At 63.4% G+C, this 16,169-nt stretch carries 16 protein-coding genes; 7 read left to right on the top strand and 9 right to left on the bottom strand.

The annotated features are described in order from the left end of the window. Positions 1–21: 21 nt before the first annotated feature. The 5 genes from sufC to ACGK9R_RS10725 are packed head-to-tail and all read left to right on the top strand — an operon-like array spanning position 22 to position 4,757. Positions 22–771: a Fe-S cluster assembly ATPase SufC gene (gene sufC / locus ACGK9R_RS10745; protein WP_394581052.1), complete on the top strand. Its 750-nt coding sequence runs from the start codon at positions 22–24 to the stop codon at positions 769–771. Further along, a complete protein-coding gene (gene sufD / locus ACGK9R_RS10740; RefSeq protein ID WP_394581050.1) occupies positions 768–2,108 on the top strand; it encodes a Fe-S cluster assembly protein SufD in 1,341 nt (446 codons plus the stop codon). The genes sufC and sufD overlap by 4 nt, the downstream gene beginning before the upstream one ends. Positions 2,109–2,145: 37 nt before the next feature. After that, positions 2,146–3,411 carry a SufS family cysteine desulfurase gene (locus ACGK9R_RS10735; RefSeq protein ID WP_394581048.1) on the top strand — a complete coding sequence of 422 codons (1,266 nt, stop codon included), beginning with the start codon at positions 2,146–2,148 and terminating at the stop codon, positions 3,409–3,411. A gap of 6 nt (positions 3,412–3,417) precedes the next feature. Then, positions 3,418–3,987 (top strand): putative Fe-S cluster assembly protein SufT, encoded by a 570-nt coding sequence (sufT, locus tag ACGK9R_RS10730; protein ID WP_394581046.1) that lies wholly within the window; start codon positions 3,418–3,420, stop codon positions 3,985–3,987. Between the two features lie 17 nt (positions 3,988–4,004). Next, positions 4,005–4,757: a vancomycin high temperature exclusion protein gene (locus ACGK9R_RS10725; RefSeq protein ID WP_394581044.1), complete on the top strand. Its 753-nt coding sequence runs from the start codon at positions 4,005–4,007 to the stop codon at positions 4,755–4,757. A gap of 4 nt (positions 4,758–4,761) precedes the next feature. Here the strand turns inward: ACGK9R_RS10725 and ACGK9R_RS10720 are convergent, their stop codons facing one another. From ACGK9R_RS10720 to ACGK9R_RS10705, 4 genes are all read right to left on the bottom strand, one after another. Then, on the bottom strand, positions 4,762–5,208 hold the full coding sequence (locus tag ACGK9R_RS10720) for a hypothetical protein (RefSeq protein WP_394581042.1): 447 nt from the start codon (positions 5,206–5,208) through the stop codon (positions 4,762–4,764). A 184-nt stretch (positions 5,209–5,392) separates the two neighbouring features. Then, positions 5,393–6,301, bottom strand: coding sequence for a 30S ribosomal protein S6--L-glutamate ligase (gene rimK / locus ACGK9R_RS10715; RefSeq protein ID WP_394581040.1), 909 nt, complete (start codon positions 6,299–6,301; stop codon positions 5,393–5,395). A 31-nt stretch (positions 6,302–6,332) separates the two neighbouring features. Beyond that, a complete protein-coding gene (locus ACGK9R_RS10710; RefSeq protein WP_394581038.1) occupies positions 6,333–6,773 on the bottom strand; it encodes an ATP-dependent zinc protease in 441 nt (146 codons plus the stop codon). 96 nt (positions 6,774–6,869) lie between these two features. Further along, positions 6,870–7,904, bottom strand: a complete 1,035-nt coding sequence (locus ACGK9R_RS10705; RefSeq protein WP_394581035.1) for a DUF3549 family protein — start codon at positions 7,902–7,904, stop codon at positions 6,870–6,872. A 288-nt stretch (positions 7,905–8,192) separates the two neighbouring features. Between ACGK9R_RS10705 and ACGK9R_RS10700 the strand changes: the two genes are divergently transcribed. Further along, positions 8,193–8,525: a YqcC family protein gene (locus ACGK9R_RS10700; RefSeq protein ID WP_394581033.1), complete on the top strand. Its 333-nt coding sequence runs from the start codon at positions 8,193–8,195 to the stop codon at positions 8,523–8,525. A gap of 30 nt (positions 8,526–8,555) precedes the next feature. Here the strand turns inward: ACGK9R_RS10700 and ACGK9R_RS10695 are convergent, their stop codons facing one another. The 5 genes from ACGK9R_RS10695 to ACGK9R_RS10675 all read right to left on the bottom strand — a co-directional run bounded on the left by ACGK9R_RS10695 (position 8,556) and on the right by ACGK9R_RS10675 (position 15,079). Further along, positions 8,556–8,729, bottom strand: a complete 174-nt coding sequence (locus tag ACGK9R_RS10695; protein ID WP_394581031.1) for an OmpW family outer membrane protein — start codon at positions 8,727–8,729, stop codon at positions 8,556–8,558. A gap of 153 nt (positions 8,730–8,882) precedes the next feature. Continuing rightward, positions 8,883–10,373 (bottom strand): sodium/proline symporter PutP, encoded by a 1,491-nt coding sequence (putP, locus tag ACGK9R_RS10690; RefSeq protein ID WP_394581029.1) that lies wholly within the window; start codon positions 10,371–10,373, stop codon positions 8,883–8,885. A 123-nt stretch (positions 10,374–10,496) separates the two neighbouring features. Next, positions 10,497–13,688, bottom strand: coding sequence for a bifunctional proline dehydrogenase/L-glutamate gamma-semialdehyde dehydrogenase PutA (putA, locus tag ACGK9R_RS10685; protein WP_394581027.1), 3,192 nt, complete (start codon positions 13,686–13,688; stop codon positions 10,497–10,499). Positions 13,689–13,840: 152 nt separating this feature from the next. Next, positions 13,841–14,689, bottom strand: a complete 849-nt coding sequence (locus ACGK9R_RS10680) for a helix-turn-helix domain-containing protein (protein WP_394581025.1) — start codon at positions 14,687–14,689, stop codon at positions 13,841–13,843. Between the two features lie 30 nt (positions 14,690–14,719). After that, positions 14,720–15,079 (bottom strand): hypothetical protein, encoded by a 360-nt coding sequence (locus ACGK9R_RS10675; RefSeq protein WP_394581023.1) that lies wholly within the window; start codon positions 15,077–15,079, stop codon positions 14,720–14,722. A gap of 443 nt (positions 15,080–15,522) precedes the next feature. Between ACGK9R_RS10675 and ACGK9R_RS10670 the strand changes: the two genes are divergently transcribed. Further along, positions 15,523–16,140: a YqaE/Pmp3 family membrane protein gene (locus tag ACGK9R_RS10670; protein WP_394581021.1), complete on the top strand. Its 618-nt coding sequence runs from the start codon at positions 15,523–15,525 to the stop codon at positions 16,138–16,140. Positions 16,141–16,169 lie beyond the last annotated feature (29 nt).

The raw sequence follows: 16,169 nt of genomic DNA, 5'->3' as shown, positions 1-16,169 counted from the left end.
GGATTTTGAAGGGCAAACACCATGTTGGAAGTTAACGATCTGCACGTTACCGTCGAAGGCAACGAAATCCTCAAGGGCCTGACGCTGACCATCAAGGCCGGCGAAGTCCACGCCATTATGGGCCCCAACGGCGCGGGCAAATCGACCCTCTCCGCCGTGATCGCCGGCAAGGACGGCTACGAAGTGACCCAGGGCAGTATCACCTTCGAGGGCAAGGACGTGCTGGAGATGGAGATCGAAGAGCGCGCCCAGGCGGGCCTGCTGCTCGGTTTCCAGTACCCGGTCGAGATTCCGGGCGTCAAGAACATCTATCTGCTGAAATCCGCGCTCAACGCCCAGCGCGCTGCGCGCGGTGAAGGCGAAATGCCTGCGCCGGAGTTCATGAAGCTGGTCAAGGAGAAGCTTGGTTTCATGAAGATGGACGCGAGCTTTCTACAGCGCGCGGTCAATGAAGGCTTCTCCGGCGGCGAGAAAAAGCGTAACGAGATCCTGCAGATGCTGGTACTCCAGCCGAAGCTTGCGATGCTCGACGAGATCGATTCGGGCCTCGACATCGACGCCATGAAGGTCGTGGCCGACGGCGTTAATAGCCTGCGCGATCAGGAGCGGGCGATTCTGCTGGTCACCCACTATCAGCGCCTTCTGGACTACATCGTGCCGGACAAGGTGCACGTGCTGGTCAATGGCCGCATCGTCAAGACCGGCGATGCCGAGCTTGCCAAGGCGCTCGAGGCGAACGGATACGAAGGTATCGAGGAGTCGGCGGCATGAGCGACACCCAAACGTTTCTGGACACGTTGAAAGCGCGCAGCGCGCAGTACAGCGGCGAGCCGAGCTGGATTGCCGCGCGCCGCCAGGCGGGGGCGGCCCGCTTCGAGGCGATGGGCTTTCCCACCCGGCGCGACGAGGAGTGGAAGTACACCGACGTGCGCGCCATTGCCCGGGGCCACTTCGGGCTTGCCGATGACGTTGATTTCTCCAAGGCGCAGGCGGCGACGCTGTCGTTGCCCGTCGAAGCGCATCGGCTCTCTTTCGTCGACGGCGTCTTCGCCCCCGCGCTTTCCGATATCGACGCGCTGCCCCAGGGCGTGCAGGTACTGCCGCTTTCCAAAGCGCTTGAAAAGAACCACGAGGCCGTTGGCGGGCCGCTGGGTCGGCTGATCAGCGTCGACTTCTCGGCGTTCGCGGCGCTCAACACTGCGTTCATGGAAGAGGGCGCGGTAATACGCATCGCTCAGGGCACCGTGGTCGAAAAGCCGATCGTGCTGCAGTTTCTCTCCCGCGAGGGCGAGGCCAAAATGTGCCACCCGCGCATTCTCGTCGAGGCCGGCAGCCGCTGTGAAGCCACCGTGATCGAGCACTACGCCGGTGAAGCCAGTGCCACAAACTTCACCAACGTGGTGGCGGAGCTGATGCTCGACCGCGGCGCGATTCTGCACCACTACAAGCTTCAGGAAGCGCCGCTTGGCGACTTCCACGTGGCGAGCATTCACGTGGAGCAGAGCCGTGACAGCGTCTACACCTCCTACAACCTGAACCTGGGCGGTGGGCTTGCGCGTAACGACATCATCGCTGATCTCAACGGTGAAAACGCCTACACCAACCTGTACGGGCTGTTCTTCGGCCAGGGTCGCCAGCACGTGGACAACCACACCAAGGTGAACCACAACGCGCCGCTGACGTTCTCCAACGAGAACTACAAGGGCATTCTTGGCGACCGCGCCCACGGCGTGTTCAATGGCCGCGTGTATGTGAAGCGCGATAGCCAGAAGATCGAGGGCTTTCAGAGCAACCAGAACTTGCTGCTCTCGGATCGCGCTCATATCGACGCCAAGCCGGAGCTCGAGATCTACGCCGACGACGTCAAGTGCTCCCACGGCACCACCACCGGCCAGCTCGATGAAGAGGCGGTCTATGCGCTGCGCACGCGCGGCATCGATGAAGCCACCGCGCGGGGCCTTCTGACCCTGGCCTTCGCCGGTGAGGTGCTCGAACAGGTCGGCCTCGACGAAATCAGCGAGCGGGTCGAGCTCGCGGTGGCGGGCAAGCTGCCCGAGCGCTTCAATCTCGCGGGGCTCGTCGAAATCGCCGCCGCGCTCAACGAGTAGGCGCTCTCAAAGCGCTGGATTTCACAAGGAGCGAGCCATGTCCGACATCGCCATCGATGCGCGCCCAGCTGCCCAGGCGCCTTTCGATCTGAAGGCGCTGCGCGCCGAGTTTCCGATCCTGGCGCGCGAGGTGCACGGCAAGCCGCTGGTGTATCTGGACAACGCGGCGACCAGCCAGACGCCTTCGCGGGTGATCGACGCACTGAGCGACTACTACGCGCGCTACAACGCCAACATTCACCGCGGCCTGCACACCCTGGCCGACGAGGCGACGGCGGCGTTTGAGGGCACCCGCGCTCGCGTTCAGGCGTTTTTGAACGCCGAGGATAGCCGCCAGATCGTCTTCACCCGCGGCACCACCGAGGCGATCAACCTGGTGGCCCAGAGCTGGGGGCGCCAGAATCTGGGGCCGGGCGACGAGGTGCTGATTTCGATGCTGGAGCACCACTCCAACATCGTGCCCTGGCAGCTGTTGGCCTCTGATCTCGGTTTTGTCATCAAGGTGATTCCGGTCGACGAGCGCGGCGCGCTCGATCTTCGCGCCTACCGTGAACTTCTAAGCGAGCGCACGAAGCTGGTGGCGGTCAACCACGTCTCGAACGCCCTGGGCACGATCAACCCGGTCAAGGAGCTTTCGCGCCTCGCCCACCAGCAGGGCGCATTGATACTGGTCGACGGTGCCCAGGCCGCCCCCCACCAGGCCATTGACGTGCAGGATCTGGACGCCGACTTCTACGCCTTTTCCGGCCACAAGGTATACGGGCCCACCGGCGTTGGCGCGCTCTACGGCAAAAGGGCGCTGCTGGATGCCATGCCGCCCTGGCAGGGCGGCGGCGAGATGATCAGGACCGTCTCGTTTGAGCCTTCCGGCACCACCTTCGCCGAGACGCCGCACAAGTTCGAGGCGGGCACCCCGGCGATTGCCGAGGTGATCGCGCTGGGCGAGGCGCTGGCATGGGTCGACGGCGTCGGGGTCGAGGCCATCGGCCAGTGGGAGAGCGTGCTGCTCGAGCACGCCACGCGCCAGGTGTGCGCCATCGACGGGCTCAAGGTCATCGGAACCGCCCCGCACAAGGCGGGCGTGCTGTCGTTCGTGGTCGAGGGCGCCCACGCTCAGGATATCGGGCTTCTGATCGATCAGCTGGGCGTTGCCATTCGCACCGGCCACCACTGCGCGCAGCCGCTTTTGCATCACTTCGGTGTCGAAGCGACGTGCCGCGCCTCCTTTGCCGCGTATAATACGCTGGAGGAGGTCGACACGTTCGTGGCGGCGCTCCACCGGGTCATTAAAATGGTGAGATAACGCACTATGGATATCGAGCAAGTCGCGAGCTTGACCCGCGGCCAGACACTGCCGCTACAGCGCGACGTCGAGGCGATCGCCATTCCCTTCGGCACCACCCAGACGCTGGCCGAGGATAGCGTGGTCAGCGTCATGCAGGCCAAGGGCAGCACGGTCAGCGTCGGCTTCGAAGGGCGGCTCTATCTGATCGAAGGGCGCCACCTGGACGCGCTGGGGCTCGAGTCGCTGCCCACGCCGACGCTTCCCGAGTCGGCCGGTGAAGAGGAGGTCGAGGCGTTCGTCTGGGACCAGCTCAGGACCTGCTTCGACCCGGAGATTCCGGTCAATATTGTCGATCTGGGGCTCGTCTACGGCTGCCGCTTCGATCGCTTGATCAGCGGCGAACTCATGGTGACCATCCGTATGACGCTGACCGCCCCCGGCTGTGGCATGGGCGAGGTGATCGCCGCCGACGCACGCAACAAGATTCTCGGTGCGCCGCAGATCTCAAAAGTGCACACCGAGATCGTGTTCAGCCCGCCCTGGAGTCGGGACATGATGAGCGACGAGGCCAAACTTGAGCTTGGCATGTTCTGACGCGACCGAGGCGCCGGATGGCTAACCGCTTGAGGTGGATGATCAAGACCCTGCTGATGTCGCTGGCAGCGCTCGCGCTGCTGGCGGCACTGGTATTGGTGGCCGGTAATTTCTGGGTGCTGGCGAGTACCGCTGCCTATATCGACCGGCCTGTGGAGCAGTGCCGCCCGGGCGATGTGGCGGTGGTGTTCGGCACCTCGAACTGGACCCGCAGCGGCCTGCGAAATCCGCACTTCAATGCCCGTATGCGTACGTCCGCCCGCCTGCTCGAACGCAGAACCGTCGAGCACCTGCTGCTCTCCGGCGACAATCGCACCCAATCCTACAACGAGCCACGAGTCATGTGGCGCGATCTGAACCGGCGCGGCGTACCCTCGGCGCGCATGACGCTCGATTTCGCCGGGTTCAGTACCTACGACACCCTGGCGCGCGCGCGCGACGTCTTCAAGCTCGATGAGGCGGTGCTGGTGACGCAAAGCTGGCACCTGCCGCGGGCGATCTATATCGCGCGCTCGCTGGGCATGGAGGTTACCGGGTGCGTGGCCGAACAGCGTCGGGCGGCGGGGGAGTGGCGCCTGCGCCTGCGCGAGGTGGCTGCACGCGTGGCGACGCTGGGCGATCTCTACCTCTGGAAGCGGGAGCCGCACTTTCTCGGCCCGGTCGAACCGATCGAGCTCATTGGCGATGCGCCTTTGCGCGTACCGCTGGTGCTGCAACTGCCTGTCGAGCTGACGCCGCCAGCGCCCCAAGCGCCCGTTGAGGCGCAGTGACGGCTCAACGCCTGGTGCGCTGTTTTTGCAGGCTATAGAGCTCGCGAATCAGCTCCCGGCACGCCTTCATCGCCTCGTCGATCACCGGCTCGATGGGGTCGGGCAGCGGATGGGTAAAGAGCGTGGAAAGCGCCTGCATCAGCACGCGCTCCTGCTCGAGAAGCTCGTTGATCAGGACCTGGCTATCGTTACCCACGAAACTTTTCAAACGGCTCCAGAGCCAAAGGAAGTCGTCACGCTCGACGTCGGCGTCCCGGGGCAACATCTTGAGGTGGGTGCGCGCCAGCGCCTGCAGTTTGCGCATCTGCTTGAGCCGGGCGGCGTAGTAGGGCTTCAGGGTGTCGCGCAGCGAGGGACGCAGGCGTTCAAGGTTATCCTGGAAATAGTCAATACTGTCGGCCAGCGCTTCCAGTACGCTGTCCATCGCCACCTGGCGATTATCGAGAAACATGAGCGTCTACCTCCTTCGGTGACGCAAATTGTGGCGGGGGTGGCGGCGATTTGCCACCCCCTGAGCGGATTATTTTCGCGCTTTTGCCCTGGTCTTTCGGCTAGTTAGCCCTTCGAACACTTGGTCTTTCGAACACTTGGTCCTTCGAACCCTTGGCCCTTCGAAGCGTTAGCCTTTCGAACCATTAGCCTTTCGGCTTGGGCGGCGCCTTGCGGTTTGATACCGCGTTCTTCTCGATCTGCTCGATGATCAGCCCGGCGATATCCTTGCCGGTGGCGGTTTCGATACCTTGAAGACCGGGCGAGGAGTTGACCTCCATGATCACCGGGCCATGGTTGGCGCGCAGCAGATCGACGCCTGCGACCTGTAGTCCCATCGCCTTGGCGGCGCGGATTGCCGTCGAGCGCTCCTCGGGGGTGATGCGGATGACGCTGGCGGTGCCGCCGCGGTGCAGGTTGGAGCGAAACTCGCCTTCGGCGGCCTGGCGCTTCATCGCCGCGACCACCTTGTCGCCGATCACGAAGCAGCGAATATCGGCACCTTTCGCCTCCTTGATGTACTCCTGCACCATGATGTTGGCCTTCATGCCCATGAACGCCTGCACCACGGATTCGGCGGCCTGATTGGTTTCGGCGAGCACCACGCCGATCCCCTGGGTGCCCTCGAGCAGCTTGATCACCAGCGGCGCGCCCTTAACCATGGTGATCAGGTCGGGGATGTCGTCCGGCGAGTGGGCGAAGCCGGTGATCGGAAGCCCGAGCCCCTTTCGTGAGAGAAGCTGCAGCGAGCGCAGCTTGTCGCGGGAGCGGGTGATGGCGACCGAGTCGTTGACCACGTAGGTACCCATCATTTCGAACTGGCGCAGCACCGCGCAGCCGTAGAAGGTCACGGAGGCGCCGATGCGCGGAATGACCGCGTCGAAGCGCTCGATCTCCTGGCCCTTGTAATGGATGGAGGGGTGGTGAGCGGCAATGCTCATGTAGCAGCGCAGCGTATCGACCACGCGGGCGGTATGGCCGCGCGCTTCGGCGGCCTCGATCAACCGACGAGTCGAGTAGAGGTTGCGGTTACGCGAAAGCAGGGCAATATGCATACAGGACTCCGGGGATGAGCGTGTTGCGGGTTCAGGGTTCGCCGTGCAGGAAGGCCGCGCCCGGCGCCACCAGCAGGCGGCGCATGGCGCGTCTTCCCAACAGCATGGGATGGCGCATATTGCTTCGGTCGGTCAGCGTCAGCTCGACGGGGAAGTTGAGCTCGCCAAGCAAAACGGCGGTACGAATCACGTAGCGCCACTCGCTATGGCCGTTGGAGCTGGTCACTCGACGCCGGTCGTGCAAATGGAGCTTGTAGCGGTGCGAGGGCGTGTCGGGCCCGCCGCTGTGAGTGATAAAGCTGATCCAGAGCTGGCCGTGTTCGTCCTCTTCGGTCGTGATCTCTTCGGCGTGCAGCGCCGAGGTCCGCGCGCCGGTATCGGCCTTGCAGCAAAGATGTAGCCCAAGCTCGGGAAGCGTCACCATTTCGCGACGTCCGATAACGGCCTTGGCCTGATAGGGTAGTTCCTTCACGGTGACTCCTTACACGCGTTTAGGGCGTAAAACCCCGGCATTGGCCTTTCGCCAACGTCTCGGTATTGTTACGAAAACGTTCGAGCCTTAGTAACGTTAGTGGCGTGGCGTCAACTTCGCCAGCCGCATTTGAATGGCGCTGCCTTGCGGGGCGTCGCGCAGTGTCATCAACACCAGCAGCCGCAGCCGCGGAACCAGCGCGATGTCCCGCACCAGGGCGTTGAAATCGCTCTCCTCACGGCGCGCCAGGCGCTCGAGAAACAGCGGTAGCCGCGTTTCATCCTCAAGCCAGGCCCAGCCGCGCCCGGCGATAGCGGCGAGCAGATCCGGCCCGCAGGCCGCCGGGTCCTCGAGCAGCGCCTGATACCAGCGGCCCACGGTGTCGCTTTCGCTGGCACCCACGGCGCGCACGCAGGCGCACAGCGTTTCGAGATCGCCCTGGCCGGCCGCCTGCTCGCCGCGATCAATCAGCGCCTTTACGAGCGTTTCTTCGAGAGCGAAGTGTTCAAGGCACAGACACAGCGCGCGCACCACCTCGGTTTCAAGCGCCGACTGGGCGAGGGTTTGCGCAAGCACTCGCTGGCCCTGAGCGTCGCTGCGCGCCGCGAAGTCGGCGATGCCCTGAAGGCCGAGGGCCTGCCAATCGATGCTTTGCTGGCCGCTTAAATAGGCCTCCACCGGCTCGAAGTGCTGACTGGCGGCAAGGCCCTGCTCGGCGCTAGCGCGCGCGTTGAGCACTGCCTGAAAGGGTAGACTCGGAGTAAACGCCAGCGGATTGTTCTCCATGAAGTGCTCCGGCTGCGCGCTCGCATCGCCAAGACGCGCCACGTTGCGCCCCAGGGTTTCGATCAGCCGATTCAGAAAGCCGTCGCGGGAGGCCGGCGACAGCATGCTCTGCTCATCGAGCGCGAAGGCCAGAAACCAGATCGCCGGCTCCGGCATATCCCCCAGGCGAAACACGATTGCCACTCGTGCCTGGCCCTGCCAGGGCTCCGGCCAGGGCGTTTCACCGCGCTCGAAGGCGGCGAAGGTGTCCCGCGCGCAGGGCGTCACGCGCCGCCCCATGTGGTAGAGGCTGACGTCGGCGCCGCTTCGCTCGAAGAATGCGTTCAGAGTATCCAGTGCTTGCATATCGTTTATCCCCTTCGCGAACGCGCACTCTACCTTGAGCGGGGCGCGGTGTCAGCCAGCATTCAAGGGTTTGCATCATCAAGTGATTGAAAAATCGAGTGATCAAAAATTGAGCAGTTTTACGCACCGCCCGCCGCACTTGGGCAGGCGTGATCTTTCCATAGTTTATCCACAGCCTCTTGCAGGTTTTCTGTGAATCCGTGAATAACTTTTCACGGCGGCGCTGGATGGCAAGTTGTGTTCACACGCGCGATAATAGGGCGCTCATGCACCGACCCCAAGGAACCCATGAGCGTACATCTATCGCTTGACCAGGCGCTGCGTGAGCTTGAAGCCGCGATGAAAGCGGCGGATCTCTGGCGTATGCCCGCTCCCGAAGCGTCGGCCTTCGAGAGTCAGCAACCGTTTTGTGTCGACACCATGTCGCTACCCCAGTGGCTGCGCTTCGTGTTCATCGCCCGGCTCGACGCGCTGGTCGATGCAAGCGGCCCGCTGCCCGCCAAGTGCGAGGTCGCTCCGGCCATGGCCGCCTACCTGCAAAAGGAGAAGGTGCGCGCCAGCGATCAGCTGCTGGTGGTCCAGGCCGTGGAGCGCGTCGACAAGCTGGTCACCGAAAACTAACCCCGCGCCAAACCAGAGCGGCCCGTCACCTTACCAGGTGCCGGGCCGCTTGGTATCCAGGGCCGCCTGGAAGCGGTAGCCAATCCCCGCCATGACCACCGCCGGGTCGATGTCGACGCTGCCCGCCGCGCTTCCCGCCACGGTGGCGTCGCTTTCGATATCCAGATACCAGGCGGCGGCATTGGGTGTCCAGAGTCGACCCATGGCGCTTTCCTCTTGATAGCATGACGTTCAGCGTTGATTGCGTTTACAAAGCCTAACGCCAGCGCATAATAAGGTTTTTGACCTGGCTCAACGACCCGAGCATCGCCCATGAAAAAGGCCGCCCGAAGGCGGCCTGGCAACGATTCTCGACACCTAGCGGTCGATATGGCGGTATTCGCCGGCATCGCGGGTCGCGCTGCTCACCACCATGATGGCGATGAACGAGGCGATGAAGCCCGGGATGATCTCGTAGACACCCGGGCCACCGAGGAACTCGGCGTTGAAGCCCAGCGTGATCCAGAGCATCACGGTCACCGCACCGACGATCATTCCGGCGATCGCGCCGGCGCCGTTGGTACGCTTCCACATCAGCGACAGCAGAATCAAGGGGCCGAAGGCCGCGCCGAAGCCCGCCCAGGCGTTGCTGACCAGCCCCAATACCTGGGATTCCGGGTCGGAGGCGATAATCGCCGCAACGATGCCCACCAGCGCCACGCTGATCCGGCCCACGGTCACGGTCTGCTTCTCGGAGGCGTTCTTGTTCAAGAAGAGCCGGTAGAAGTCCTCGGTCAGCGAGGAGGAGGCCACCAGCAGCTGGCTCGAAATGGTACTCATCACCGCCGCCAGCAGCGCCGCGTACAAAAAGCCCGTGATCAGCGGATGGAACAGCAGGTCAGCGAGAATGATGAAGATCGTCTCGGGGTTTTCGACATCCATGCCGTTGCGCACGGCGTAAGCACGCCCGAAGATACCCAGCGATACCGCGCCGATCAGCGAAATCGCCATCCAGCTCATGCCGATGTTACGCGCCGTGGGCACGTCCTTGAGGCTGCGAATGGCCATGAAACGCACGATGATGTGGGGTTGGCCAAAGTAGCCAAGCCCCCAGGTCACCGCCGAGAGCCAGCCGATGAAGGTTAGCCCCGCGGTCCAGGAGAGCAAGGTCGGGTCTACGCTATTCAGAGTTTCCGAGGCCTGGGTGAAGCCGCCACCGCCTTCGCCGAAGAGCACCACGGCGGGCATGATGATCAGCGCGAGCATCATGATGCAGCCCTGAACGAAGTCGGTCAGGCTGACCGCCAGAAAGCCGCCTACTACGGTGTAGATCAATACCACGCCGAGAGTGATGATGATACCAGTGGCGTAGTCGCTCAGACCGCCGATGTTGATCACCCCGGCAAAGGCGCTCTCAAAAAGTCGCCCGCCGGCGACCAGGCCGGAAGCGGTGTAGACGGCGAAGAAGATCACGATGACGATCGCCGAGACCGTACGCAGCGACAGCGCCCGGGTCGGGAAGCGGTTGGCCAGAAACGCCGGAATGGTGATGGCGTTACCGTAGTGCACCGTCTGCTCGCGCAGGCGCGGCGCAACCAGCAGCCAGTTGAAGAAAGCACCGACGAACAGGCCGATGCCGATCCACGCCGAGCCGAGCCCGGAGACGAACATCGCCCCGGGCAGGCCGAGCAGCAGCCAGCCGCTCATGTCCGATGCGCCGGCGGAGAGCGCGGCCACTTTCGGGCTCAGGGTGCGCCCGCCGAGCACGTAGTCCTCGGAGGTCGAGGTCGAGGTGCGCATGGCGTAGAGCCCGATGCCGACCATTAGCGCGAAGTAAGCGAAAAGACTGATCCAGACGCCAATTTCCATGGAAGTTCCCCTTTTTTATCTACCGGATTCCCGGCCGGTTTCTTGTTATTGACGCGATGGCGTCACACCGGCCAGGGCGTGAAATTTACTTCACCCCCCTTGGGGGGTGAGGTCAAGGATTTTTTATTCGTCACCCATGGCCAGCAGCGAGGCGTTGCCGCCGAGGGCTGCGGTGTTGTTGGTGACGGTTTTTTCGGTAACGAAGCGCTGCAGGTAGTGCGGCCCGCCCGCCTTGGGGCCGGTGCCTGAAAGGCCCTGGCCGCCGAAGGGCTGCACGCCGACCACCGCGCCGATGATGTTACGGTTGATATAGACGTTACCCACGCGAATCCGCTTGGCGATGTTGGCGGCAAAGGATTCGTTGCGGCTATGCACGCCGAAGGTGAGCCCGTAGCCGCGGGCGTTGATCGAATCCACGACCTTGTCGATGTCGCGGGATTTGTAGCGCACGATATGCAGTACTGGGCCGAACTGCTCGCGCTCGAGTGAGTCGATGCCGTCGATGGTGAAGGCCACCGGGGCGATGAAGGTACCGTTTTGGGTATGCTCGGCGGCCATCGGCGCCTCGCAGGCGAGCCGGCCCTCGTCCTTGAGCTTCTTGATGTGCGCCAGAAGCCCCTTGCGTGCATCCTCGTCGATGACCGGGCCAACGTCGGTGCCCAGATCCCGCGGGTCGCCGATGCGCAGCTCGTTCATCGCGCCTTGGAGAATCTCGATCACCCGGTCGGCCACGTCCTCCTGCAGGTAGAGCACGCGTAGCGCCGAGCAGCGCTGGCCGGCGCTCTGGAACGCCGACTGGATCACGTCGACCACCACCTGCTCGGGCAGGGCGGTGGAGTCGACGATCATGGCGTTCATGCCGCCGGTTTCGGCGATCAGGGTCGGCAGCGGCGCGTTCTCGCGGGCGGCGAGCGCGCGATTGATGATCTGCGCGGTATCGGTGCCGCCGGTGAACACCACGCCGGTGATGCGCGGGTCCGAGCTCAGCACGCTGCCTACGGTCGGGCCGTCGCCGGGCAGCAGCTGCACCACGTCCCGCGGCATGCCGGCTTCATGAAGAAGCTCGATGACCCGGTGGGCGATGATCGAGGTCTGCTCCGCAGGTTTGGCGAGCACGGTGTTGCCGGCCACCGCCGCGGCGACGATCTGGCCGCAGAAGATCGCTACCGGGAAGTTCCACGGGCTGATCGCGGCGAACACGCCCTTTCCACCCATGGTCAGGCGATTCGACTCACCGGTCGGGCCGGGCAGTTCGATCACCTCACCGAACGACTCCTCGGCGCGCATCGCGTAGTAGCGGCAGAAGTCCACCGCTTCCTTGATCTCGTCGACGCCGTCGGTCAGAAGCTTGCCGCCTTCGCGGGAGCAGAGCGTCATCAGCTCCGCCATGTGCTCTTCCATCAAATCGCCCATGCGGCGCAGGATCGCGGCGCGCTCGGCGACCGGCGTGTCGTCCCAGCGTGGGAAGGCTTGCCAGGCAGCGTCAACGGCCTGTTTGGCCTGCTCCTGGCTGGTCCACTGCACCGTGCCTACGCTCTGGCCGCGATCGAAGGGCGAGGTCACCCGATGGGTGTTGGCCTCATCGTCGGCCACCTCGACGGCGAGCAGCGGCTTGACCGGGTACTGCTTGTCCATGAACGAGGCCATCTGCTCCATCAGCGGATCGAAGTGGCTTCTGATGTTCAGGTTCACCCCGCGCGAATTCTTGCGCCTGGGCCCGTAAATATCGCGGGGCAGCGGAATGCGCGTGTTGGCGAAGGTCTTGTGCTGCTTGAGCGTCTCGACCGGGTGCTGGCAGAGCCACTCGACCGGCACGTCCGGGTCGACCAGCTGGTGCACGAACGACGAGTTGGCGCCGTTTTCCAGCAGCCGGCGCACGAGATAAGGCAGCAGATCCTTGTGGGCGCCGACCGGGGCGTAGATCCGGCAGTAGGTACCTTCCGGGGAGCGAGTCAGCGCGGCGTCGTAGAGCGCTTCGCCCATGCCGTGCAGGCGCTGGAATTCGAACGCCCGGCGATGGTGGTTGGCGAGTTCGACGATAGCGGTGACGGTATGCGCGTTGTGGGTCGCGAACTGCGGGAAAATGCACCCGCGGGTATCTTCCGAGAGCAGAAACTGGGCGCAGGCAAGATACGCCACGTCAGTACACGCCTTGCGGGTGTAGACCGGGTAGCCGTCGACGCCAAGTTGCTGGGACTCCTTGATCTCGCTGTCCCAGTAGGCGCCCTTCACCAAACGAAGCGGAATCTCGTCGCCTTGTTGGTTCGCCAGCCGGTTGATGTAGTGCAGCACCGGCAGCGCACGCTTGGAGTAAGCCTGGACCACGAGGCCGAAGTGGCCCCAGCCGCGGGCGGCGTCGCTTTCGTAAATGGCGCGGAACACCTCGAGCGAAAGTTCCAGGCGGTCGACTTCCTCGGCGTCGACGGTCAGCGCCACGTCGAGCTCGCGGGCACGGCGTACCAGCTTGATCACGGTGTCGACAAGCTCGGCGAGCACCTGCTCGCGGCGGCCGAACTCGTAGCGCGGATGCAGCGCCGAGAGTTTGATCGACACCGACGGCTTGGGCGTCTTGTCGCTCAAGCGCTGGGAGGTGTTGCCGACCGCCTCGATGGCGCGGGCGTAGTCGTCGAAGTAGCGCTTGGCGTCACCGCGGGTGCGCGCGGCTTCGCCGAGCATGTCGTAGGAGTAGGTGTAGCCCTTGTTGAACAGCGGCTTCGAGCGCTTGAGCGCCTCATTGATGTCGCGCCCGAGCACGAACTGCTTGCCCATGATCTTCATCGCCTCGACCATGGCGCGGCGAATCACCGGCTCGCCCATGCGGTTGACCAGGCGGTTGATGAAGTTGGCCGGCTGACCCTCTTTGGGGTGGTCGAGCTTGAGCACGCGCCCGGTCATCAAAAGTCCCCAGGTCGAGGCGTTGACCATCCAGGCGTCACTCTTGCCGACGTGAGACTGCCAGTCCGCCGGGCCGAGCTTGTCCTCGATCAGCGCGTCCGCCGTGGCCTTATCGGGAATACGCAGCATCGCCTCGGCCAGACACATCAGCATCAGGCCTTCGTGGGTATCGAGGCTGTACTGCTGCAACAGCTCGTCGATGGTGTCCACCGCGGTATCCATCTGGCGCACGTCGCGCACGAGTTCGGCGGTACGCTCGCCGATACGCTCGAAGTCCTCGCGGCCGACGTCGAGCACCTTGATCAGCTCGTTGACGTAGCTATCTTCGTCGACGATGTAGTGGTCGCTGACGGTGTTCAGAAGGGTGTCAAGATCGGTTTGCCAGACGGCAGGATCACGCATTTTCTTGGCATTGAGCATTGTGGCCCCCGGGTTCTGATGGAACGAAGCTGACTGGGCGGTCGGCCCGATAACGGACGAATGTAGAGCGGCTGGCGTCCGGTTGTATGTCGGTTTCGTGGCAAAACGTGTCAATTTCACGGCAAGCGTGACTTTCTGTCACATTTTCATGCTCAGGGTAGAAGCGTCGAGCCGCTGCCGCGACGTTTGCCCAGCGCCCGGCGAGGCTCCGGCGTCGGTGCCTCGAAGGCGGGGGCGTTGTCACCCTCTTTTCTAAGCGAGCGTGGCGAAAGCCCAAAGCGGCGGCGAAAGGCGTGGGAAAGCGCGCTCTGATTGGCGAACCCGGTCTGAATGGCGATATCGGTCAGCGGCAAGCTGCTCTGGGTGACCAGCTCGCGCGCTGCACACAGCCGCTGGCGGCGCACGTACTGCCAGGGTGAAAGGCCGGTCTGGCCGCGAAAGCGCTCGGAAAAGTGCGCCTCGGAAAGACACGCAATGCGCGCCAGATCCGCCACGCGAAGCTCTTCGGCCAGGTGGGCGGCGATGAAGCGATCGATCGGGGCCAAGTCTAGGCGGCGCCTGGCGGCCGGGGGCTCTGCCTGAAGGCGCGCCTTGAGCGCGCCCAGAAGTGTGGCGGCGAGCCGGTCCGATTGGGCGTCGGCGAACCCCTGGCGTGCTTGCAACAGCTCGCTTTCGACGAAGGCAAGATAGTGGCGAAGCGGGCCGTCGAGGGCGAAAAAGCGCGGCGCGTCGAACAGCGCAATCAGCTCGCGGTGCTCGCCGGTCAGCGCCGGCGCATCGATCGGCAGATCGAAGATCAGCTGGCGGTTGTAGCCCAGGCCGGAGTAGTAGTGCTCGTGATTGGCCGGCACGATACAGCCGGAAAAGGCGTTGACCCGCCCGCCAAGGCCTTCGATTTCGAATTCCGAGGAGCCGCATAGCGTGATCACGATCTGATGGAAATCGTGGGCGTGGTGTTTGACGGCGCTTTCCAGCGGTAGCTGGCGGATGGTACTCGGCATGGGCGGCTCCCGGGTTGAAGACTTGACGCCTTACTGCTCGCGCAGCGCAGTGCGCGCCGCCAGATGATCGCGCAGCGCCTTGAGCTCCTGTTGGCCAGCGTCACTCAAAAGCGGCTTGCCCTGAGCGAGCTTCCAGCGCCGACCATACTCATCCATCAGCTGCGAGGCGCGCCGGCGTACGCCATCGAGATACTCGTCGTGGCGGATCGGGTAGCCAATCATGGCATTCCATTCGGTTTCACCTACCCGGCTCTCCAGCGCTTTATCGAAAAGCGCCAGCAAATCCTTCGGCTCGGTACGGTAACGCGGCGTGCTCGCGGTCATCAAAATGACCAGCACCGAACCGATCACCAGTAGGCACACGCCAAGCACCAGTAGATAAAGCGCCATATTCGTGCTCCTTACCCGCTTTGCTACAGGGTTTGACAACCTGTAACACAAAAATGGCGAAAACTTCGCCCGGTCGAGAACTTTTTGCCAATTCACTGTCAGATAGTGTACAGGCAACGCATGATAGCCTTCGCTGCAACCGCACACTCCTGTAGGAGTCACTGCGACAGCAGCCGCTAGAAGTGTTGTACTGGCTTCTTTTTCGATCCCTTGCTTACGCTGCCTTCGGGCAGCGTTTTTTTTGCTCTGCCTGTTTTTTGCTCTGCCTGTTTTTTCTCTGCCTGTTTTTTTCTCTGACTATAGTACTGATATTTTCGTTTGGGCGCATCGCGTGCACGGCTTTGATAATTCGACCGGCGCCCACATCTATACTAAAAAGCGATCAATCGTATCCTGAGCGTAGGCGATGAAGGGCTGCGCTGACCATCTAGTAGGAGCCGACAATGGATGCCCGCGAGTATTTGAACCGTAAAGGCGTTGGCGTCGAGCGCGACCCGGACCGGCCCAATACCCTGGAAGAGAAAGCCTGGGAGCGCGCCCGCGGCTCCGGCGGTGAGCGACCCAAATCCGGCACGCCCCACGATTGGGAGGATTGGGAGCGTTTTCACGCCGAGCTTGCCGACGACGCCGCGACGCTGGAGCAGAAGATCGATAAAGAGGCTCACCGCAAGGCGGTAGAGCGCGAGCGCCGCGAGGAGAGGGCCCGCGCCGAACCGGTTTCTCGCGGAGGCGAATCTCGCGAAGGCAAACCTCGCGAAGGCGAAACTGGCAAGGCCGATCCCGCGCCGGGCTCGACGGCGGCGGTGGAGCACTTCACCCCCGCGCCTAAAGAGGCTTCAGCAGCGTCCAACAAAACCGTGCAAGAGCGCGCGCCGGCTAGCGTGCCCGATGAGCCCGCCGGGCTGAAAGCCGCCTACGCCGCACTCTGCGTGCTGCTGCCGCCGCTGGGCGTAGGTTTGGCCGGCGGCAAGGGTAAACAGGTGGCGATCGCGCTGGTGCTGACGCTGTTGGGCTGGATTCCCGGCGTTATCTACGCGCTGGCGATTACGCTGCGTCGTTAACCTTTCCAAGGGGCAGGGTTTACCTTTGC

This window comes from Halomonas sp. HNIBRBA4712 (assembly GCF_043558675.1).
Classification (GTDB): Bacteria; Pseudomonadota; Gammaproteobacteria; order Pseudomonadales; family Halomonadaceae; genus Vreelandella.
Note: the sequence above shows the minus strand (reverse complement) of the source record. Positions and strands in the feature narration are given on the sequence as shown.

Coding starts and splice junctions, on each gene's coding strand:
- sufC (WP_394581052.1), top strand. CDS start 22: ATGTTGGAAGTTAACGATCTGCACGTTACCGTCGAAGGCAACGAAATC.
- sufD (WP_394581050.1), top strand. CDS start 768: ATGAGCGACACCCAAACGTTTCTGGACACGTTGAAAGCGCGCAGCGCG.
- ACGK9R_RS10735 (WP_394581048.1), top strand. CDS start 2,146: ATGTCCGACATCGCCATCGATGCGCGCCCAGCTGCCCAGGCGCCTTTC.
- sufT (WP_394581046.1), top strand. CDS start 3,418: ATGGATATCGAGCAAGTCGCGAGCTTGACCCGCGGCCAGACACTGCCG.
- ACGK9R_RS10725 (WP_394581044.1), top strand. CDS start 4,005: ATGGCTAACCGCTTGAGGTGGATGATCAAGACCCTGCTGATGTCGCTG.
- ACGK9R_RS10720 (WP_394581042.1), bottom strand. CDS start 5,208: ATGTTTCTCGATAATCGCCAGGTGGCGATGGACAGCGTACTGGAAGCG.
- rimK (WP_394581040.1), bottom strand. CDS start 6,301: ATGCATATTGCCCTGCTTTCGCGTAACCGCAACCTCTACTCGACTCGT.
- ACGK9R_RS10705 (WP_394581035.1), bottom strand. CDS start 7,904: ATGCAAGCACTGGATACTCTGAACGCATTCTTCGAGCGAAGCGGCGCC.
- ACGK9R_RS10700 (WP_394581033.1), top strand. CDS start 8,193: ATGAGCGTACATCTATCGCTTGACCAGGCGCTGCGTGAGCTTGAAGCC.
- ACGK9R_RS10695 (WP_394581031.1), bottom strand. CDS start 8,729: ATGGGTCGACTCTGGACACCCAATGCCGCCGCCTGGTATCTGGATATC.
- putP (WP_394581029.1), bottom strand. CDS start 10,373: ATGGAAATTGGCGTCTGGATCAGTCTTTTCGCTTACTTCGCGCTAATG.
- putA (WP_394581027.1), bottom strand. CDS start 13,688: ATGCTCAATGCCAAGAAAATGCGTGATCCTGCCGTCTGGCAAACCGAT.
- ACGK9R_RS10680 (WP_394581025.1), bottom strand. CDS start 14,689: ATGCCGAGTACCATCCGCCAGCTACCGCTGGAAAGCGCCGTCAAACAC.
- ACGK9R_RS10675 (WP_394581023.1), bottom strand. CDS start 15,079: ATGGCGCTTTATCTACTGGTGCTTGGCGTGTGCCTACTGGTGATCGGT.
- ACGK9R_RS10670 (WP_394581021.1), top strand. CDS start 15,523: ATGGATGCCCGCGAGTATTTGAACCGTAAAGGCGTTGGCGTCGAGCGC.